Raw genomic sequence first — 20,367 nt, 5'->3', positions numbered from 1 at the left:
GCCACTCGTCGTAGTGTCGTCGTAGGTTTACAACTCGCCGGCCGCTGACCTTCGCCGGCGTCACCGCTCGGGTTGGAACTCCTGCGTGCCGATCACGCGCAACAACTCGAGCTTTTCCGCGGCGTCCGTGCCGGGGAGAGGGAAGAACGCGAGCAATTGGATGCCCGCGTCCGGCGACAAGAGGATCTCGCAGCGTAGCTGCACGTCACCGACTTCCGGATGGATCATGGTCTTGACGTCTTCATGGTGAACGGCGACGTCGTGCCGCTCCCACAGCTCACGGAACTCGGCGCTTGTCTCCAGCAGATCGGCCACGAGCGACGCGACGTCCGCATCGCCGGAGCGGCGGGCATACACCGCCCGGAGGTCACTGACATGGGCGGCCGAGATCCGCGGCCACTCCGGCTCGGCGATCGGCCTGGCCGACGGCTCGGTGAACCACCGCCAGACCACGTTCCGGCTTCGCGGACGAGCGCCCGCGTCGCCGGCAGCATCCCAGCCCGCCGACCCGGCGTCCGCGTGCTCCGGCCAGCTGCCGAGGAAGCTGCGGCCGAGCACATTCGACCAGACGACATCGCCCACATCCGTCGTGATCAGCACCGGGATGTCGACGAGCCGGTCGGCCATCGCAATCAGCCCGGGACGCACATACACACCCGCCCGGCGCGCCGGTGGCGGCAAGCCGGCGAGATAGAACAAATGGTCACGCTGGTCCAAATCGCATTGCAGCGCACCGGCGATGGCACCGACGACGGACGCGGACGGCGACGACCCGCGAGCCTGCTCGAGCCGTGTGTAATGGTCGACCGACACACCGGCGAGCATTGCCACCTCCTCGCGGCGCAATCCCGGAGTTCGCCGACGCGGACCCGCCGGGAGCCCCGCATCGGCCGGACGGAGAAGTTCACGCCGCCGGCGCAGAAAGTCGGCAAGTTCCGCACGGTTGGTCACACTCCCATCGTGCGGGCTGGGCCGGCATTTATCCAGGGAGGACCTCTCCCCGGATAATCTCGGCCTGCACACGACAGCATTTGCGGGTCAGGCTGGAGTCATGACGAATTCCACAGAAGACCAGATCAGCAACCACACACTCACCATTCGGACTCTCGGCGCCGCGGGGCCGGCGGTCACATCGCCCGGACTGGGCGGCATGAGCCTGTCCGGCGCGTACGGTCACGTTGACGAGGACGAGTCCGTCGCCGTGGTGCACGCCTACCTCGACGCCGGCGGCACGCTCATCGACACGGCCGACTTCTACGCCGCCGGCCACAACGAGATGCTCATCGCACGGGCGCTGCGCGAGCGCAGCCGCGACGACGTCGTGCTCTCGGTGAAGTTCGGCGCGCAGCTGACGCCGTCCGGTCTTCCGCAGGGGTTCAACGGCTCGCCGGCGAATGTCAAGACGTCCCTCGCCTACTCACTGCAGCGCCTGGGCACCGATCACGTCGACATCTACCGACCGGCCAGGCTTGATCCGGACGTGCCGATCGAGGACACGGTCGGGGCCGTGAAGGATTTGGTCGACGACGGCTACGTTCGGCACATCGGGCTCAGCGAGGTCGGGGCCGACACGATCCGGCGAGCAGCAGCGGTGGCTCCGATCAGCGACGTCCAGATCGAATATTCGCTGCTCAGCCGCGGCATCGAAAGCAACGGGATTCTCGAGACGTGCCGCGAGCTCGGTATCGGCATCACGGCGTACGGCGTGCTGGGCAAGGGGCTCCTCGGCGGAGGGACGACGGGCGGCGCCCGCAGCGTGTTCCCGCGTTTCCAGGGCGAGAACCTTGCTCACAATCAAGCCCTCGTCGAACCGCTGCGTACCATCGCAGAGGCCAAGGGTGCGACGCTCGCGCAACTGGCAATCGCGTGGGTCGCCGCACAGGACAAGCACGTCGTGCCGATCGTCGGTTCGCGCCGCACGTCCCAGGTGCAGTCGCTCGTCGACAGCAACCGGGTGACCTTGACCAGCGACGACCTGGCCGAAATCACGAAGTTGGTACCGCCCGGCGCCGTGCACGGCGAACGCTATCCCGACGCCGCCATGTCGGAGCTGGACAGCGAGCGCTGACCGGCTACGAATGGCCGTAACCCTCCGCCGAGTGGTGAATGGATGCCCGGTTACTGGCGAGTAACCGGGCATCCATTCACCTTTCGGCGACGGTGCCGCCGTGAAAGTCCCGCTCGATTTCCTCCAGGCTGCGCCCGCGGGTCTCGGGAATGAACTTCAGCGTGAAGATCACCAAGACGGCGCACAGTGCGGCATACAGCCAGAACGTTCCGGCGGTCCCCAGCGCCTGCAACAACGTCAGGAAGGTCAAGGAGACGACGAAATTCATCCCCCAGTTGGAGAACAATGTGACACTCATAGCGGTACCGCGCACTCGCAGCGGGTAGATTTCCGACGGGATGATGAACACCACGACGTCCAGGCTCGCTGCAACTGCCGCGATGTACACGGCGATACAGATGAACGCGACAAGCCCGGTCGTATCGGAAAGCCCGGCGATCGACAGAGTCAGGGCGAGCACGACGAGAGCGACGGTCATAATGGTGACGCCCGAGATCAAGAGCCGCCTGCGGCCGATGCGATCGACAAGCATCATCCCGACGACGGTCATGACCAGATTGACGATTCCAATACCGACGGTGGCCAATATCGCCGTCGAGGCTCCGAGTCCCGCATGGCCGAAAATCGTCGGCGCATAATAAATGACCGTGTTGACGCCCGTGGCCTGCCCGAGGACCTGAAGCCCGATTCCGGCAATGAGCGCCGGTGCCATCCACCGTTTGGCGAGATCTTTCAAACGTGTTCCATGATCGGGTCGGACCTGCCCGATCTCCGCTAGCTCGGCTTCGACTGCCGCGGCGCTCGGCCGCAGCTTGGTCAGGACGGCGCGAGCGCGACCCTCTCGGCCGCGGGCCAGCAACCAGCGGGGGCTCTCCGGCATGAAGAACATACCGATCCCCAAGCCAAGCGCCGGTATTGCCCCGACCCCGAACATGGCACGCCAGTTATGAGAGTCCGTGAACGCGTATCCGACCACGTAAGCGGCAACAATCCCAATGGTGATGAGAAGTTGATTGACGGCTACGAGTCGTCCACGGGTGGCCGGCGGGGCGACCTCGGCGATGAATACCGGCACCAAGGCCGATGCGGCGCCAATCCCAAGACCCAAAATAACGCGTGCTGCCAGGAGTATCGCAACGGATGGCGCCAGGGCGGCAAGGACGGCGCCGACCACGAACGCGAGGGCAGCCACGATGATGATTGTGCGCCGTCCGTAACGGTCGGAGAGCCGGCCCGAGCTCAGAGAACCGACCATGGCACCGACCAGGATGGAGCTGACAACGAGCCCGGACACGCCGGCAGAGAGATGGAAGTCTTGGGTGATGAACTTCAGCGCTCCCGAGATCACGCCGCTGTCGTAGCCGAAGAGGAAGCCGCCAAGTCCAACGATGATCGTGATGCCCAGGACAACTCCGGCACGGCTGGGCCCGTTACCCGTCTGAGTGTCCGACCCGGGTGCCGGAGCACCGGGCGAATGCTGTTCGGCGGACATGGATTTCTCCCTCTAAAAGCAATATTGGTGTTAACCAATATTGCACCCAGTTCGGGCCGATGGCAAGAGTTTCGCCCTCAATATCGGACCTAATCCGCCCTATCAGCTAACATTGGTAGATACCGTTATCTCGACGATTGGCGAGGAGGGGCAGTGGTCGAACACACAGCGTCGGAGAAACCCGCCACTCGGGCCACTACCGACGGATCCGTGTACGAAGGGCTTCGTCGACGCCTTCAGGCTGTTGTCGCGAACCTAGCAGCCCACGAGGCGCTTCCTACCGAGCGCGAACTCGCCGAACAATACGGCGTCAGCAGAACGACAGTGCGCCGAGCGCTGCGATCGCTGGAGGACAAGAGGCTCGTCTACCGCGTACAGGGCGCGGGGACGTTCGTCTCAAACACCACCGTGTCCAAGTCGCTATCGCTGACGTCATTTAGCGAAGATATGCGCGAGCGTGGGTGGCGACCCGGCTCACGTATCGTGACTGCCGACGAAGTCCCCGCGGGGGCCGAAATCGGCGCCGACTTGCAGATTGCTGCCGATGAACCAGTCGTGCGACTGATCCGGGTGCGATTGGCCAACGACTCCCCGATGTGCTTGGAGTCGGTGTACCTGCCGGCGGCCGGCGTACCCGGCTTGTTGGAAGGCGGTTTGGAAGGGTCCCTCTACGAAAAGCTGGCCCGCTATGGCGAGCGGCCGGCTCGGGCGGAACAAGTCGTTACCGCTACGTCCGTCGACGGAGCAGATGCTGCGCTGTTGGACATTGCGCCGGGCAGTCCTGCTCTGCGGATACGGCGCATCGGCCTGAATCGCCGCGACCATCCCATCGAGCGAACCGTCAGCATCTATCGCGCCGACCGCTACGATGTCTCGTTCGCCGTCCTGAGAGACGAATAACTCCCGGCTGCTTCCGGCATCCACTCGATTGACAGCCGGCCTACTTTCCGTAAACTGAATTTACTTCTACGATTCGTAGAAGTTTGCTAGTGGCCAACCTGCCGGCGATTGGAGCGAGCAAATATCGAGTTGCTTTCATCGTTGCGCGCCGACCACAGCCAGGAGTTTCATCGGCCGCGGGCTTTCTACCCGACGCGCGAGAACTTATTGCCGAAACGCCATCCCGATTTTTAGGGCCGGGCGCCGGCGCTGTACCACCTCAAGCGGCCATCGCGAACTTGTGTGCAGTTAAAGGATGACGAAAATGAATGGCAACAAAACTATTGTTCTAGGTTTTGACGGCTCGCCAAACGCCCAGTTGGCGCTCGACAGGGCCATCAATGAAGCAAAAACGCGTGACGGACTTCTACGCATTGTCGGCGCGTATCCCGATTCGGAAATATCGGGAACCGGTCTGGTGCGAATAGGCGCAGTGCCCGGGTTCTCCGAGGCGGCTCGCGCCGCGATGACCAAAACCATCGACGATGCTTCCACTACCGCTCGCGATCAAGAGGTCAAGGTCGAATCGGTCGTCTGCCCCGGCAACCCCATCGATGTGCTGGTCGAACAGTCGAAATCGGCCGAACTCGCCGTCGTCGGGGCGCGTGGTACCGGTGGATTTTTCGGCCGGTTGATCGGCAGCGTAGCGGCTAGTCTTCCGGCCCACGCGGAGTGCCCGGTGATGGTCGTGCCATCGGAACAAGCGGTCGCAAAGGGCAGAACCTCAACGACGACGGATGCGGATTCGGACTTCTCGGGCAATGTCGTTGTCGCCGTCGATGAGTCGGGGTCGGGGATCCGCGCGCCGTCCGAGGCAGCCCGCTTGGCCGCCGCGCACGGACTGCCCCTCACCATCGTCGGCGTCGTACACGTCAGCTACGGCGCCTACGGATGGTCCACCGTGTCTGTCGATTTGGACGTGATCACGTCCGAAGCACGCGCCACCTTGGACGAGTGCGAAAAGACGGTGAAAACGGACTATCCCGACTTGCAGGTGTCCAAGCGCATCATCGCCTCGCACGTGTACGCCCGCCCGCCCGCCGTCATCCTGGCAGAGATTTCCGCAACGGCGGAAACCCTCGTCGTAGGGTCGCGGGGCCGCGGGGGCTTCACCGGACTGCTGCTCGGTTCGACGTCGCAAGCGCTATTGAACCACGCCGCCGGACCAGTGATGGTCGTCCGCAATTAGAGGTGGGTGCCGTTCGCTTGGCACCTTGACGGCGCGCCGTGGAGTTCACGGCGCGCCGACCTCTCGGTGTCCGGTCGTCATGAAATTTTTACCGTACTGCCCCAAACTGGGCGATCATCTCGGTCGGATGCGGCCTACCCGGTGGGCGTCCCCGAGCTTTCGAACGGTCAGGAGCGAGTCGCCGTGAACGGCGTCGGCCTCGACCTGGCCCGTTTCACCGAAGCCGAGCTTGTCCAGAACGCGGCGTGAGGCGGCGTTCCAATCACGAACGGTCGCCCACACTCGCTCGTAACCCGCCTCCGCCGCCCAGTCGAGAACAGCGCCGCCGGCCTCGGTTGCATAGCCGTACCCGTGAGTGCTGCGCAACAGTTCGTAAGCCAGTTCGGGCTCGTCGGGAGCGCCGTTCCCGTGGAAGACCAGCCCGCAATATCCGATGACATCGCCGTCGATCTTCCGCTCCACCGCCAGGAGTCCCGGACGCGTCAATTGGCGTTCCCGGTGTATTTCGGCGCGGATGTCCTCCAGGGTCGGCCGTCCCTCGGTGTCTATTCGTCGATGCGCCGGAACCCTGGGGTCTCTCTCGGTCCACAGGCGACGATAGATGCCCGCCTCACGCTCGTTTCGACGGCGAAGCACGAGGCGATCGGTCTCCAACGAGTCCAGTGCGAAATGCCGGGACATAACGACGCCATCCTATCGTTGCGATACGCCTCCCGACGGGAGGTCACGACGCTCAGGCCGCGCGACGCTTGAACAAGAACGCCACGATGACGGCCCCGACACCGATACCCGCGGCCACCCAGAACGCCACGCTGATGCCGTGCGCATCCGGGATCCCCGACGGGCCGGTGCTGCCGACGGCGGCGATCATCACGAGCACCGCGCTGCCCAAGGCACCGGCAACCTGCTGCAAAGTCGCCAGCAGCGCGCTGCCGTGCGAGTACAGGTCGTCCGGCAAAGAATCCAACGAATCGGTCATCAGCGGCGTCATCATGAACCCGAGCGATGCCATCAAGAGAATGTCGCAGACGATGACCGCCCACAACGGCGCCGAGGCGCCGAGCGCAGCGAACGCTGCAAGCGCAACAGTCATGCCGATGGCGCCCGGAATGACAAGCGGCCGGGCGCCGAACTTGTCGTACATTCTGCCGACCGGGCGTGAGACGGCGGCCATCACGAGGCCGCCCGGGAGAAGGGCAAGACCCGCGACGAGCGTGCCGTGGCCGAGCACGTTCTGTAGATAGATCGGCAACAGGACGGCTCCGGCCCCGAGCAATGCCATGAAAACGAACAACGCCAAGATGAGTGCCAGGAAGAACCGGCGGTATGTCAACGTCCGCAGATCGAGCAACGGCTTGTCTTGCAGTTGAAGGCGCTTTTGCCGCCAGGTGAACAGCGCCAAAGCGACGACTCCGACCAGGACGGCGGCCCACGACGGGATGAACCCGCCGGATTCACCGATGGACGACAAGCCGTAGACGAGCCCGGCGAAACCGACGGCCGAGAGCAAAACAGAGAGAACATCGAGCGGCACCGGTTTGAGCTCTGCCGGCACGTGGAGTCGCGCGATGGCGAAAACGAGCACGATGATGGCGAGGATCAGCACCAGCCAGAACATCCAACGCCACCCGAGGCCGGCGAGGATCGCCCCGCCGACGGTCGGTCCGATCGCGGGCGCGACACCGATCACGATGGAGATCGTGCCCATCGTGGTCCCGCGGCGACTAGCCGGCACTAACCGCATCACGGTGGTCATGACCAGCGGAATCATGACCGCCGTCCCGCACGCTTGAACGATTCTGCCAATGAGCAGAGCCGGGAAGTTCAGCGCGATGGCACACAGGAGCGTGCCGGCGACAAACGATCCGACAGCTGCCAGGTAGATCGCGCGCGGCGTGAACCGTTCGATCAGGAAACCGGTGGTCGGAATGACCACGGCCATGGTGACCAGGAAGCCGCTGATGAGCCATTGCACGGTAGCCGTGCTCACCGCCATCGCTTCGGCGAGGTGCGGAAGGGCGATCGAGACGGTCGTCTCGTTCAAGATCATCACGAATGCCGTGACAACCATGATTCCGATGATGAGCATCGGATTGGCGGCGGGGCGCGCGGGCTCGGCCATAGGCGGCATCGCGTCGCTCGTGGTTTTGGACATGCACTCTCTCTTTTCTGCCGGATCGTGCGGCGCATCGAGGCACTGCGCCGATCAGACGATCCGGGGATTGAATTCGGCAAAGAATGTAACGCTCGGACACTGCCCATTTATTCGGGACGAGAGTCAACGATGCGTCGGCAACCGAACTCGACTCAGACTATCAACACAGTCGCCGGTCGCGCCTTCCAATTAATTCACGCGTTCGCCGGGCCAATTCGACTAGCCGCGCCGACTGATGGCGCGCTCGCGGCGGCTTGCCACGGCCGATCCGGATTCGCGCCGGGCCATCCGCCGCAGCACGATGGGGGCCAGCACCAACCCGAGCACCGCCCATGCGCCCAGTACCCCGAACGTTTCCAGGTGCCGCCATGACTGGCCGATTTCCACCGACGCGAGCGAGTCCGGGAGCATGGACGAGCGCATGCCCAGGCCGAGCCAGTAGATCGGAAAGACCTCGGCGATCCCTTGCAGCCATTCCGGGAACTTACCGATCGGATAAAAAATGCCGGAAATACCGATCAGCCCCATCATCGGCAACATCACAAATCCCATGCTCGTCGGGTTGGAAAACAGCGACCCGATTACGGCGCCGATGGGCATCGTCGCAGCCATCCCGAGCACGAATACCCACACCAGCGTCACCGCGCCGGCGATGCCCATCTGCACGCCGTCGAAAATGATCATCCCGGGGATCAGCAACAGCAGCAGACTGACCACGCTCATCCCGATGGTCAGCACGATTTTGCCGATCATATAGCCGGTCATGCCGTGCGGAATCGCCTTGTTGCGCAGCAGCGTGCCGTCCTCGCGCTCGGTGATCAGCTGGGCCGCGACCGACATCAGGCCGGAAAACGCAATGCTCATCCCGATAGCCCCGGGAAGCGTGGTCGCTCCGAGCGAGAACCCGGTGGGGCCAACCGTCGCGCCGCGTTGCAGAAGCATCACCACGAGCAAAATCCCCGCCGGGAACACGTACCCCCAGAGGTCCTGGAAGTTCGTGAACGTATGCCGCAGTTCGCTGCGTCCGCGCACAAGACCGGCCTTGGCCACGCTGACGGCAATCGACACGTCTCTCACCTTCCTCTTTCCGCGCCGGCGGCTCCGGTGACGCCGGACGACGTCAGGTCAAGTCCGCTCGTATCGGTCTCGCTGCCCGTTTCAAACGCGTGCACGAACGCCAGATAGGTTTCCTCGAGGCTGGCCCGGCGCACCTCGAGGTCGTCAACCTCGTCGCCGTACCTGTCGAACAGCTCGCGGACGAATTTGGTGGCCTGCGCCGTCGATTCGGTAAACAACCGACCGCCAACGCTCCAGGTCACTTGCGCGTCGATCGACACCTGACGGGACAGCTCGGCCGATGTGCCATTGGCGACGATTCGGCCGCCGGCCAGGATGAGAATCCTGTCGGCGAGTTTCTCCGCTTCCGCCAGGTCATGGGTGGTCAGCAGAATACCGGTGTCTTCGGTAGCCGCCAGCCGTCGGACGACTTCGTGGAATTCCTGCCGGGCCTCCGGATCGAAACCCGCCGTCGGCTCGTCGAGAAAAAGCACTTCGGGGGATCCGACGATGCCGATTGCCACGTCGAGACGTCGCCGCTGGCCGCCGGAGAGCTCTTTGACCTTCTTGCCGGCATGGTCACTCAGGCCAACTGTCGCGATCAGTTCGTCCACATCGCGCGGGCGGGGTCTGGCGGGGGTTGCGTACGGCGGGTAGTACGCGGCGATATGTGACAGCAGTTCGCGTACGCCCCATTTACCGTGGTCGCGCCACGATTGCAGCACGATGCCGAGGCGCGCCCGCCACCTTTCGTCACCGTGACCGGGGTCGACGCCGAGCACCGACACGTGCCCGTCCGAGCGCATTCGGAAGCCTTCGAGCACCTCGATGGTCGTGGTCTTCCCCGCGCCGTTCGGGCCGAGCAAAGCGACGACCTCTCCCGACGAAACAGTGAACGACTCACCGAGCAGCACATCTTTGGAGCCGTAACGCATCCGCAGATCCGCCACGTCGATGACGGGTGTCGCCGGGGGCGTCGGTGTCCCGTCGTGGTTGTCGGCGATCGGAGCCATGTAGGTAGCTTATGGGCTTTCTGCCGGCCTAACGATGTTTTTTCACTGGGCGTAATCGGCCGGGAGCCATTGGCGGTCGCCGCTCGCCATTCGACGTCCGCCGGCTGCACACTGGGATGGTGGCTCCTCCCGCGTCGTCCGAACCTTCCCGCTCCAAGGACCCGACGCGCGGACTCGGCCTGGTCGGGCTCGTCCTGCTTTCCGCGATCGGGCCGATGGCCACGGACGTCTACCTGCCCTCGCTCCCGGACGTCGTCGGCGATCTGAACACCAGCGCATCGGCCGTACAGCTGACGCTTTCGGGGTTCATGCTCGGGCTGGCGTTCGGCCAGTTACTCATCGGCGCGATCTCGGATGCGTTGGGCCGGCGGAAGCTGATCATCATCGGCGAAGTCATTTGCCTCCTCTCGACGATCGGGTGCGCGCTGGCGCCGACCATCTCGCTTTTCATTGCGGCACGGGTCGTGCAGGGCTTTTCGGGCGCGGCAGGCGTGGTGCTGGCGCGCGCGATCATTACGGACGTCACCACCGGTGCGCGCACCACAAAGCTCATCGCCGCGCTGATGGCGATCGTCGGCATCGCGCCGGTCGTGGCACCGCTCATCGGCGCCTTGCTCAATTCGCTCGGCGGCTGGCGCAGCGTGTTTTGGGCCCTGGCCGCCGTCATGGCCGTGACGCTGATCATCATCGTGGGGCGTATCCGCGAAACGCTGCCGGCCGACCGGAGACGACCGAGCGGGGCGACCACGATGGTCAAGGGGCTCGGGACGGCGCTGGGCCGGCGGCTCTACCTCGGTTACCTCTTGTCTTTTGCCTTGGCGTTCGGCGCCTTCTTCTCCTACATCTCAGCGTCGTCGTTCATCTTGCAAGCCCAGCACGGGTTCTCGCCGCTGGCCTACGGAGTCACGTTCGCGTTGGGATCGTTGGTGTTGACGGCATCGGTGACCACGACGGGGCGGCTGGCCGGGAAAGTGCCGCAACAGCGATTGATGACTTTTGGCATGGGCGGACTGCTGGCGGCCGGCGTAATCATGCTGACGGCGTCGTTGACGGGGATGCCGCTCTGGCTGTTCCTGGTCGGTATCGCCGTACTCACGATGTCGATGGGGCAAATCATGCCGAACGCCACCACGCTGGCGCTGGCGCAAACCCGCGACATGGGCGGCACCGGGTCGGCGTTGATCGGCTTCTCCCAGTTCATCCTGGCCGCGGCCGTGTCGCCGCTGGTCGGCCTGGCAGGCGAGCACGACCCACACCCGTTCGGCGCAACTTTTGCCGTGTGCGTCGGCCTTTCCGCGTGCGCCTGCGTGTTCATCGCCTTCCGCGGGGAACGACGGTAGACGACCCGACTCCGCCCGCACCCGTTCGTGATGCGGATTGTTCCCCGCGATGCTGGTTGCACCCGCATCGCGGGGAACAATCCGCATCATGCGGTCTTTGGGGGGGGGGATGTCACGACGCTGGCCAACCGGCTGAAGCCGCTGCGGGACTTGTTCGCCCGGTACGGAAGTCTCCGGGTGATCGCGGCGGTCGCCGAACAGTTGGGTCTCGTCCACCGTCCGAGTCTCCCGCCTCCGATCCGCGGGCTCGACGATGCAGCATACGCCAGGGTCGGCGACGTCATTGACGCCCTCGAGATCCGCGCCGCCCCGAACCGATAGAGCAGGAAGCGACCCGGAATGTCGCTTCCGGCACGATGCGCTGGCCCGGGTCGCTTCACTAGGGTTGCGGTCATGACTCCGTCACGGCGAGACGTGTTGAAAGGCAGCGCACTGGCTGCGGGCTCGTTGATTCTGCCGACGAGTTTGGCCGGCTGCGGGTGGCCGGTCAATCAGAGCCAGTCCAGCGCCGGCGCCGTCCTGTCCAGCACCGCACGGCTTCCCGACCCGTTCACCTCGACGTTGCCGATTCCGCCCGTGCTGAAGCCGTCGAAATCCGACGAGGACGGTGACCATTACGAGATCACCCAGCGATCCGCGCGTGCACACATCCTGCCCGGCCCCTCCACGCCGATTTGGGGCTACAACGGCATATTCCCCGGGCCTACGATCCACGCCCGCCGCGGCCGGCCCGTGCTGATCCACCAACGCAACCAACTCCGAGTCCCCACTGTCGTGCACCTGCACGGTGGGCGGACGCCGCCGGAAAGCGACGGCTACCCCACCGATTACGTCCTTCCTACGGGCGGCTGGCCGGCGTCCGACCTTCATCACCCCGGCCGCGTCCACCACGGATCATTCACGTACGAATATCCGTTGGACCAGCGCGCCGCCACATTGTGGTACCACGACCACCGGATGGACTTCACCGGCCCGTCCGTGTGGCGCGGCCTGGCCGGATTCTTTCTGATCGGCGACGGCGTCGAGGATGAGCTGCCGCTCCCGCGTGGCGATCGCGATATTCCGCTGATGATTGTCGACCGGTCGTTCGCCAAGGACAGCGCCATGCACTACCCGTCGGTCGACCCGTCGCTGCGTCACACACCCGGTGTCACCGACGACTTCATGAGCGGCGTGCTCGGCGACTGCATCCTCGTCAACGGTGCCGCCTGGCCGACGCTGAACGTCAGCAACACCCGCTACCGGTTCCGATTTCTCAACGCCTCCAATGCCCGCCGCTACAAACTCGCGCTCGATCCAAAGCCGGACGACGGGCCGTCCTTCGTGCAGGTCGGCTCCGGTCAAGGTCTTTTACGCTCCCCGCACGAACTGGATGCCATCGACATCGCACAAGCGGAACGGTTCGACGTCATCGTGGACTTCTCGGCGTACAAGGTCGGGCAAAGCATCACGCTGCGCAATGAGCACGGCAGCGGAAACACCGGGCTCGTCATGCGTTTCACGGTGACCGAATCGGCGAACGACACCACCCGGATCCCGGCCAAGCTCAGCGATCTGGAGCCCGTCCCCGACACGAATATCGCCGCGCACCGCACATTCGTGTTTGCCCGCGGCGGCGCCAAGGCGGATGACCGCGTGTTGTGGACCGTCAACGGCAAGAAGTTCGACCCGGCTCGAATCGATGCCCGGGTCAGGCGCGGCACGACCGAGAAGTGGACCATCCGGGCACAAAACGTGCCACACCCGTTCCACATCCACGAAGACGGCTTCCAAATCGTCACGTCCAACAACAACTCCGATCGGCCCGGGCCGTACGATGCGGGACTCAAGGACGTCGTCAATCTCGACAACGGCGCAACCGGCGAACTGCTCATCCACTTCTCCGGATACCCGGGCAAATACGTGTTCCACTGCCACAACCTCGAACACGAAGACATGATGATGATGGCGAACTTCGAAATCCGCGACTGACGCTGTCGTCGGCTCTAGTCGGCGCCGCCGGCCGCCGCCCGGGCAAGCTGTTCCGCGAGCGCGGCACACCGTTCGCGAAGTTCGGGCGGCTCCAGCGGAGTGAACGGGATGTCGAGAAGCGCCACATGGAGGGCGATGGCGTCCAGCGAGTCCGACCCGGCCACGAGGAGGCAATGTGCGGCATTCACGGCTTCAACGACACCGACGGTGGCGGGCACGAACTCCGTCACGGCCTCGGCCGGGGCATCGAGCAGAACGCGAGCCTGCCATCGGTACGGCCGGCTCGAGATGCCTTCGCTGACGAACCGGGCGGGGTCCGGCGGATCGACGGGCGCGAAACGACGGCCGGTCGGCTGCGGATCGCGGAGTCGGTCGACGCGGAAACTGCGCCAGTCGTCGCGGTCCAAATCGCGGGCGACGAGGTACCAGCGGCGGGCAGTCGACACCAGTCGATGCGGTTCGACGTGGCGGCAGCTGGCATTGCCGTCCCGGTCGGCGTAGCCAAATCGAAGTCGCTCGTGGTCGCGGCAGGCCAATGCCAGCACCGTGAGAATATCCGGGTCGACGGCACTGCCGCCGGCGGCCAGCGGCACCGTCGCGGCTTGCACTGCTTCGACGCGGCGTCGCAACCGGCTCGGCATGACCTGTTCCAACGCAGCGGATGCGCGGGCCGCGGCTTCGTCCATGCCGGCGATGGTTCCCGACGTGGCAGTACGCAGTCCGACGGCCACGGCGACAGCGGAATCCTCGTCGAACACCAGCGGGGGCAAGCCGGTTCCGGAGCCGCTGCCGGCTCCGAGTGAGTATCCGCCGGACGGGCCGGGAAGAGCATCGACCCGGTACTCGAGATCGCGGAGTCGCTCGATATCACGACGTACGGTGCGTGTGGTCACAGCCAACCGCTCGGCGAGCTGCTCGCCGGCCCACACGCGGCGAGTCGTGAGAAGGGTCAGCAGGTGCAGCAGGCGTGATGCACTGCCGATCACCGAATTATCGATCCCGGAGTTGTCGAGCCCTGACCTGTCGACCATAAAGTCAAGAATGCCAGAAAATGCGGACGCAAACTGTCCGCATTACTCCGTAGAGTCGGCGCCATGATGAACACACAAGAGACGCAAATCAATTGGAATGCCGAACTACGCAGCCAACTCGAATGGCACTGGACCAATCAGCTGCGGCCCCGATTGACGGAGATGACCGACGAGGAATATTTCTGGGAGCCGGTTGCCGGGTGTTGGAACGTACGTCCACGTGGGCACGGCACTGCCCCGGTGGCCGCCGGAGGCGGTGCTTACACTATCGATTTCGCTATTCCCGAGCCCGAACCGGCGCCCGTCACGACAATCGCGTGGCGTCTCGGTCACCTGATCGTCGGCGTGTTCGGCGCGCGCAACGCTTCGCATTTCGACGGGCCGGCCGTGGATTACGAGACTCACGACTATGCGGCAACGGCCGCCGAAGCACTCGACCAGCTGGACGCCGGGTACAACTGCTGGATCGACGGCGTCACGCGTCTGGGACACGACGGGCTGACTGAGAAGTGCGGACCGGCCGAGGGGCAGTTCGCCGACTGGTCGATGGCGGCGCTCGTCCTGCACATTCATCGGGAGGTCATTCACCACGGTGCGGAGATCGCGCTACTGCGCGACCTCTACGCTTGGCGTCATGCTTGATGGTTACTCCGACGCCGTGGCGCACGTTGCCGCATGGAGCTATGGCGATGCGCTCGATCGCTCACTGCGGCTCACCGTGAATTTCCATCCCGACTTCCGAGGGCCGCAGATCGTTGCCCTGGGCGCTGAGATCTCATCCGGAAGGCCCACCACATAACTGGTTCAACGCTCGACGTCGCCCTCGCCCACTCTGGGCGGCGGACGATCAGCCCCGGAGCTTTGTCAGTGCGTCGTTGAGTCGGGCAACCGTGCCGTCGACGTCTGTCAGCTTGTCGAGACCGAAGAGGCCCATACGGAACGTCGAGAAGTCCTCGGGCTCGCCGCATTGCAGCGGTACGCCGGCAGCGACCTGCAGGCCGACCTTCTTGAACGCCGCCCCACTGTGCAGGTCCGGGTCGTCGGTATGGACGACGACCACTGTCGGCGATGCGTAGTCATCGACGGCGACCGACGGCAGCCCGGAGTCGGCCAGCGCCGCGCGGACCCGCGTACCCAGCTCGATCTGGGCTGCACGCAGCTTTTCGAACCCGACGTCGCGAGCCTCACGCATCAACTCGACATTGTGCGCGAGCGAATCGGTGGGCATTGTCGCGTGATAAGGAGTCTTGCCGTCGATGTAGGCCTCGGTGATCGACAGCCACTTGGCCAGATCCATGGAGAAACTGGTCGACGTTCCGGCCTGCACCGCGTTCCGTCCGGCTTCGCTGAGCATGACGTAGGCCGCGCACGGAGTTCCGCTCCAGCCCTTTTGCGGAGCCGTGAGCAGCACATCGACTCCGATGTCGCCCATGTCGACCCACAGCGCGCCGGAGGCCACGCAGTCGAGCACGAAAGTCCCGCCGACCTCGTGCACGGCTTCGGCGAGTCCGCGCAAGTAGTCGTCAGGGAGCTGGATTCCCGAGGCGGTTTCGACGTGCGGGGCAAACACGACGTCCGGCTTCTGCTCGCGAATCCGCTCGCATACGTCGTCCAGCGGAGCGGGCGCCCACGGCGCCTGATGCGTATCGCTAGTGGGGCGCGCCTTGCAGAGCGTTACGTCGTCCGCGATCGTGCCTGCGTCCAGAATCTGCGACCAGCGGAAGGAGAACAGGCCGTTGCGCACGATCAGGCAGCGGCGCCCGGTGGCGAGCTGGCGTGCAATCGACTCCATTCCGTATGTGCCGCCGCCCGGGACGACGGCGACGGTGTGCGCGTTGTAGGCCTCGCGCAGGATGCCGATCAAGTCCTGCATGACACCGACGAACCGCTGCGACATGTGGTTCAAAGATCGATCGGTGAAAACCACCGAGTATTCGAGGAGGCCGTCGGGATCGATGTCGTCATGTGGCAGTGTCATGTCTGCAGATTGCCACAAAAATTCACACTTTGAAAGCGCAAGTCCGCCCTGTGAAATTCAGGCAGCGTGAACACCCTTGCCGACAACAGAGTCCCACCGAACGCCGGCTGCAACGACCCCAAGTCGGGCAATGCTCTCTGTTGCCTTCTTCGATGAGTGACTGTATAGTCACTCATATGGCAACGTAAAACCCAGCGCTTTCCACCAACGCGGACGACGCCAAGGCGCAGTCCCCGACGGAGATCTTGCGCACGATGGGCGGAGCCTACGCAAAAGAGTGAGTGACCATACATTTATTTAAGGAAGGAGGAATGATGTCGAACGAAATCACCATGCGCTGGATCGCCCTGATCCCGCTTGCACTGCTCGCCATCGCCATGTTCACGCAGTGGCAGTAACTATCGACCCAATTCGAGCCCAGGAGAAACATCATGGAACCCCAAAACCACACAATCCCGAATTACTCGCCGCAGAGCGACTCAACTCGAAGTCACGAACCGGCGCAGAGCACGAGACGGCCGCCGGCCCGGTGGACCGGAGAAAAGACCGCCTGGTGGATCGCTTTCGGAATTCTCGTGCTCAGCATCTTCTTCATGCTCGGGCTCTGGAACTAAAGCCGGCGTGCTTCGTCGGGGCGCGGCATCCCTGACGAAGCACGGCGCCGGCAAGGCACACCACCGAGGTCCACCAGCGCGACCTTCCGAAAGCGGTAGCGACCTTCGTCAGCCATAAACGGATTAATATGTCCGTAATTACCCCCCATGTCAGGCGCGATTCCACGAATTTTTGTATTTGGTCGGTATTTTCTGGAATATTTCGTCCGCATAGGGTCTTCTACTGACTGATAGTCGCGGAACCAGCGACGGAACAGAGCGATTGGAGACCAACACCATGGACATCTACGACAACACGACGACGCGCGGCCCGCTTGCTGTCGTCGGAGCCACCGGCCAGCAAGGCAGAGCCGTAGTCTCGGCACTTCTGGAAAAAGGAGCGCCGGTCCGGGCTCTCGTCCGAGACCCGAACTCGCCCCGAGCGCGACAGTTGGCTCGTAGCGGGGCCGACGTGGTCACCGCTGACCTCGACAGCTCGGACACGCTTGTCAAGGCGTTCCGCGGAGCCGGTGCAGTGTTCGCGATGACGACGTTCACCGGCCCGGGAGGAACCGAAGGCGAAGTGGCCCATGGTCGGGCGATCGGGGATGCCGCTCAAGCAGCGGGCGTGGCCCGGGTGGTCTACAGCTCCGTCGGCGGCGCCGAGCGTGCTACCGGAATCCCTCACTTTGAAAGCAAACGGCGCGTTGAAGAATACCTCGGGACGTTAGGGCTGCGGACAACGTTTGTTCGGCCCACGTTCTTCATGGACAATTTCGCGTCGTTCTCCCGCCCCGTGATGGAAGACAAGTTAGTGATTCGGCTCCCGATGCCCGGCGATGTGCCATTGCAGATGGTCGCGACTCGCGACATCGGGCGGGTAGCTGCCGCGGCCCTCTTGTACCCCGAGCGAATTCCGGGCGGCGCGGTCGAGCTTGCCGGGGACGAGCTGACGGGAGAAGAGATGGCGGCAGCATTTGCACGAGCCCGCGGAATCCCGGCGCGTTACGAGCCGGTGCCCGTCGACGTCTTGCCCGACGCGGATCAGAAAGCGATGTTCACCTGGTTTGCGACGCTTCCGGCATATCGAGCCGACGTCGGTCTCGGCCGAGAACTCGTCCCTGACTTATACGACCTGCGCACCTGGATCGAGGCCGGGAAATGACGACGAATAACGCAGCAGACGACAAGCCCGAACGGGAACAATACCGAGTCCGTCGGGACGCGATAGCGAATCAGGAACGGGTCCTCGCAGCAGCCGTGACGTCGATGTTGCGCGAGGGACGCCAGGTGCCAATGGCCACGATTGCGAGTGAGGCCGGCGTTGGCGTCGGCACTCTTTACCGCAATTACCCCACCCGAGATGCACTGCTGATGGCCCTGACCGAGCGCTCATTTCGGCTGGTGAAAGACGCCGTCGACAAGGCAGCCGCAACCGGCCATTCGGCGATCGATGCGCTTGAAGCGTTCCTCGAAGACACCATCTCCCACCGTGATCAACTCGTTCTACCTCTGCACGGCGGACCGGCGGAGCTCACGGAATTGTCGCGGAACCTTGAATCCGAGGTTTACGCCGGCATCGACAAGGTTCTCGAGCGCGGGCGCTCCGATCGCACCGTACGTGCCGACGTCGCGGCGGCGGACATCGTGTTTTTCGGCGCCTTGCTCGCGCAACCTCTTTCCAGCGATCCCGATCAAATCGCTCGTGAATTGCACCGCCAGCTGCAGATCTTCCTCGCGGGCCTGACCCCGGGACCACCCGAATTGGAGAATTCCTGATGTCTATGACAAGGCGCGTCGTACTCATCACCGGCGCCGGCGGCGGCATCGGCACGGAAGTCGTCAAACGGTTCCTCGCCAACGGCGACACCGTGATCGGCACCGACGCCTCGGCTGTGGCATTGAGCAATCTTGAACGCGAAGTCGGCGCAGACCCGGCCATGATTACCTCGACCGCGAACATCACCGACGAGGACGACGTCGGCGAGCTGGCCGCGCTCGCACGTGCGCACGGAGGGCTGGACATCCTGATCAACTGCGCCGGATCCTTCCCCTTCACCACGTTCACCGACATGACATTGGATCAGTGGCGAAACGTGATCGACATCAACCTGACGGGCAACTACGTGGTCACCCACGCGCTCCTGCCTCTCATGAAAGCTCGCGGCTGGGGACGAATCGTCAACATCGGCTCCGCCTCGATGTTCCCCGGCGTCGCCGGACAAGTCCACTACGTCTCCGCCAAAGCCGGGCTCGTCGGGCTCACCAGGAGCCTGGCCCGTGAAGTGGGCGACGAGGGCATCACCGTCAACCTCATCACCCCCGGATTGACCCTGACGAAACCGGTGGCCGAGAACTTCGACCCCGCGCTCATCGAGTCGCAACGCGCTGGCCGCGCCATCGCCCGCGACCAACGCGCCGAGGACCTCGCCGGCCCGGTCTTTTTCCTCGCGTCGCCGGATGCCGCCTTCATTACCGGCCAGACGTTGAACGTCGACGGAGGAATGTTCATGAACTAGCCCGAGGTCACTCCCAACGAAGCCCCCGAAATATTCAACGCCACGGAAGGACAACCCATGACTGAATTCAACGACCGCATCATCGAAGAGTTTCGCGCCCGCAATGGCCGAGTCGACTCCGCCGGCTTCGGCTCGAACTTGATACTCCTCCACACCCGTGGATCCCGTACCGGCCTGGAACGAGTCAACCCGGCTCTGTCACTGAAAGACGGCGATGGCTGGCTCGTCGTCGCCTCGGCCAAGGGCGCGGCGCGAGACCCGGCTTGGGCAGTCAACCTCCGCGCGCACCCGCAGGCCACGATCGAAGCCCCGATCGATGGGGAGATCCACACAATCTCGGTCCGCGCAGAAGAACTCGCCGGCGAGGAATATGAACCCGCGTTCTCTCGGTTCGTCAAGCGATCGGCAGCGTTCACGACTTATCGGCAACGCGCCGGACGCCGACTGCCCGTCATCAGGCTGACGCCGCACACGCACACCGAACGATCGGCCCAGCTGCCGGCGCCGGGCGGCATCGCCGCCGAGGATCCGCAACGCGACATCACCGTCCGGCGCCCGGGCACCGACGAAAGTCTGCCGCACTACGGGGTTGTGGGCGATAACTACACCATGCTGCTCGGCAGGGAAGACACTGACGGGCGCTATGCACTGATCGACATGCACGTGCCGCCCGGCGGGGGCCCGCCTCCACACCGGCACGACTTCGAGGAGATGTTCTTCGTACTCGAGGGCCGCATCGACGTCACTTTTCGCGGCGAAACAACCACCATCTCAGCGGGCGAAGTCGTCAACATCCCGGCGCGTTCACCCCACTTCTTCCACAACTCGTCGCAGGCCGATGCGCGCATGCTGTGCATGGTTTCCCCGCCGGGACTCGACGAATACTTCAGCCAGTGGGGACAACCGCTCCCCTCCCGCACTTCCGTCCCCACCCTGAGCCCCGCCGAAATGGAGGCGACGCTCGACTCAGCCATCCAGCTGGGCCCCCGGTACGCCATCGAAAACCTCCCGACCGACTGACCC

The 20,367-nt window shown here is 64.2% G+C and carries 20 protein-coding genes; 12 read left to right on the top strand and 8 right to left on the bottom strand.

What is annotated here, in order from left to right; all coding sequences use genetic code 11:
* Positions 1 to 60 precede the first annotated feature (60 nt).
* Entirely contained in the window at positions 61 to 951 is an 891-nt protein-coding gene (locus BJY26_RS06020) for a helix-turn-helix domain-containing protein (RefSeq protein ID WP_179426559.1), read from the bottom strand.
* A gap of 100 nt (positions 952 to 1,051) precedes the next feature.
* Here BJY26_RS06020 and BJY26_RS06015 point away from each other — a divergent pair, with 100 nt between their 5' ends.
* Positions 1,052 to 2,068, top strand: coding sequence for an aldo/keto reductase (locus BJY26_RS06015; RefSeq protein ID WP_218852277.1), 1,017 nt, complete (start codon positions 1,052 to 1,054; stop codon positions 2,066 to 2,068).
* A 76-nt stretch (positions 2,069 to 2,144) separates the two neighbouring features.
* Here the strand turns inward: BJY26_RS06015 and BJY26_RS06010 are convergent, their stop codons facing one another.
* A complete protein-coding gene (locus BJY26_RS06010; protein ID WP_179426557.1) occupies positions 2,145 to 3,560 on the bottom strand; it encodes a sugar porter family MFS transporter in 1,416 nt (471 codons plus the stop codon).
* 153 nt (positions 3,561 to 3,713) lie between these two features.
* On the opposite strand from BJY26_RS06010, the gene BJY26_RS19520 reads away from it, so the two are divergent.
* Both BJY26_RS19520 and BJY26_RS06000 read left to right on the top strand, forming a co-directional pair.
* Positions 3,714 to 4,460 carry a GntR family transcriptional regulator gene (locus BJY26_RS19520; protein WP_179426555.1) on the top strand — a complete coding sequence of 249 codons (747 nt, stop codon included), beginning with the start codon at positions 3,714 to 3,716 and terminating at the stop codon, positions 4,458 to 4,460.
* Between the two features lie 304 nt (positions 4,461 to 4,764).
* A complete protein-coding gene (locus BJY26_RS06000; RefSeq protein ID WP_179426553.1) occupies positions 4,765 to 5,688 on the top strand; it encodes a universal stress protein in 924 nt (307 codons plus the stop codon).
* A gap of 114 nt (positions 5,689 to 5,802) precedes the next feature.
* Here BJY26_RS06000 and BJY26_RS05995 read toward each other — a convergent pair whose 3' ends face one another.
* From BJY26_RS05995 to BJY26_RS05980, 4 genes are all read right to left on the bottom strand, one after another.
* Positions 5,803 to 6,369 (bottom strand): GNAT family N-acetyltransferase, encoded by a 567-nt coding sequence (locus BJY26_RS05995; RefSeq protein ID WP_179426551.1) that lies wholly within the window; start codon positions 6,367 to 6,369, stop codon positions 5,803 to 5,805.
* Between the two features lie 52 nt (positions 6,370 to 6,421).
* Complete coding sequence (locus BJY26_RS05990) at positions 6,422 to 7,843, bottom strand: MDR family MFS transporter (protein ID WP_179426549.1); 1,422 nt, start codon at positions 7,841 to 7,843, stop codon at positions 6,422 to 6,424.
* Positions 7,844 to 8,062: 219 nt separating this feature from the next.
* Complete coding sequence (locus BJY26_RS05985; RefSeq protein ID WP_237248921.1) at positions 8,063 to 8,911, bottom strand: ABC transporter permease; 849 nt, start codon at positions 8,909 to 8,911, stop codon at positions 8,063 to 8,065.
* Positions 8,912 to 8,916: 5 nt separating this feature from the next.
* Positions 8,917 to 9,912 (bottom strand): ABC transporter ATP-binding protein, encoded by a 996-nt coding sequence (locus BJY26_RS05980; protein WP_218852276.1) that lies wholly within the window; start codon positions 9,910 to 9,912, stop codon positions 8,917 to 8,919.
* Between the two features lie 119 nt (positions 9,913 to 10,031).
* Between BJY26_RS05980 and BJY26_RS05975 the strand changes: the two genes are divergently transcribed.
* From BJY26_RS05975 to BJY26_RS05965, 3 genes are all read left to right on the top strand, one after another.
* A complete protein-coding gene (locus tag BJY26_RS05975; protein ID WP_179426547.1) occupies positions 10,032 to 11,252 on the top strand; it encodes a multidrug effflux MFS transporter in 1,221 nt (406 codons plus the stop codon).
* A gap of 177 nt (positions 11,253 to 11,429) precedes the next feature.
* The gene (locus tag BJY26_RS05970) at positions 11,430 to 11,573 is read left to right on the top strand and encodes a hypothetical protein (RefSeq protein ID WP_179426545.1); all 144 of its coding nucleotides are present in this window, start codon (positions 11,430 to 11,432) and stop codon (positions 11,571 to 11,573) included.
* Positions 11,574 to 11,645: 72 nt separating this feature from the next.
* Positions 11,646 to 13,223 carry a multicopper oxidase family protein gene (locus BJY26_RS05965; RefSeq protein WP_179426543.1) on the top strand — a complete coding sequence of 526 codons (1,578 nt, stop codon included), beginning with the start codon at positions 11,646 to 11,648 and terminating at the stop codon, positions 13,221 to 13,223.
* A 14-nt stretch (positions 13,224 to 13,237) separates the two neighbouring features.
* Here BJY26_RS05965 and BJY26_RS05960 read toward each other — a convergent pair whose 3' ends face one another.
* A complete protein-coding gene (locus BJY26_RS05960; protein ID WP_218852275.1) occupies positions 13,238 to 14,254 on the bottom strand; it encodes a helix-turn-helix transcriptional regulator in 1,017 nt (338 codons plus the stop codon).
* Positions 14,255 to 14,317: 63 nt separating this feature from the next.
* Between BJY26_RS05960 and BJY26_RS05955 the strand changes: the two genes are divergently transcribed.
* Positions 14,318 to 14,896: a DinB family protein gene (locus BJY26_RS05955; RefSeq protein ID WP_237248920.1), complete on the top strand. Its 579-nt coding sequence runs from the start codon at positions 14,318 to 14,320 to the stop codon at positions 14,894 to 14,896.
* Positions 14,889 to 15,053: a hypothetical protein gene (locus BJY26_RS05950; protein ID WP_179426541.1), complete on the top strand. Its 165-nt coding sequence runs from the start codon at positions 14,889 to 14,891 to the stop codon at positions 15,051 to 15,053. Before BJY26_RS05955 ends, BJY26_RS05950 begins: the two co-directional genes overlap by 8 nt.
* Positions 15,054 to 15,101: 48 nt before the next feature.
* Here the strand turns inward: BJY26_RS05950 and BJY26_RS05945 are convergent, their stop codons facing one another.
* Positions 15,102 to 16,232 (bottom strand): alanine--glyoxylate aminotransferase family protein, encoded by a 1,131-nt coding sequence (locus tag BJY26_RS05945; RefSeq protein WP_179426539.1) that lies wholly within the window; start codon positions 16,230 to 16,232, stop codon positions 15,102 to 15,104.
* Between the two features lie 876 nt (positions 16,233 to 17,108).
* On the opposite strand from BJY26_RS05945, the gene BJY26_RS05940 reads away from it, so the two are divergent.
* From BJY26_RS05940 to BJY26_RS18775, 4 genes are read left to right on the top strand one after another with little or no spacing between them, the layout of a single operon-like run.
* Entirely contained in the window at positions 17,109 to 17,990 is an 882-nt protein-coding gene (locus BJY26_RS05940; RefSeq protein ID WP_179426537.1) for an NmrA/HSCARG family protein, read from the top strand.
* Positions 17,987 to 18,604 (top strand): TetR/AcrR family transcriptional regulator, encoded by a 618-nt coding sequence (locus BJY26_RS05935; protein ID WP_179426535.1) that lies wholly within the window; start codon positions 17,987 to 17,989, stop codon positions 18,602 to 18,604. Before BJY26_RS05940 ends, BJY26_RS05935 begins: the two co-directional genes overlap by 4 nt.
* Positions 18,604 to 19,344 carry an SDR family NAD(P)-dependent oxidoreductase gene (locus BJY26_RS05930; RefSeq protein ID WP_179426533.1) on the top strand — a complete coding sequence of 247 codons (741 nt, stop codon included), beginning with the start codon at positions 18,604 to 18,606 and terminating at the stop codon, positions 19,342 to 19,344. The genes BJY26_RS05935 and BJY26_RS05930 overlap by 1 nt, the downstream gene beginning before the upstream one ends.
* 57 nt (positions 19,345 to 19,401) lie before the next feature.
* Positions 19,402 to 20,364, top strand: a complete 963-nt coding sequence (locus BJY26_RS18775) for a nitroreductase/quinone reductase family protein (RefSeq protein ID WP_218852273.1) — start codon at positions 19,402 to 19,404, stop codon at positions 20,362 to 20,364.
* Positions 20,365 to 20,367: the final 3 nt, after the last annotated feature.

It is taken from the genome of Spelaeicoccus albus (assembly GCF_013409065.1).
Taxonomy (GTDB): domain Bacteria; phylum Actinomycetota; class Actinomycetes; order Actinomycetales; family Brevibacteriaceae; genus Spelaeicoccus; species Spelaeicoccus albus.
The sequence above is the reverse complement of the archived record's forward strand: the minus strand, read 5'-3'. Positions and strand labels throughout refer to the sequence as shown.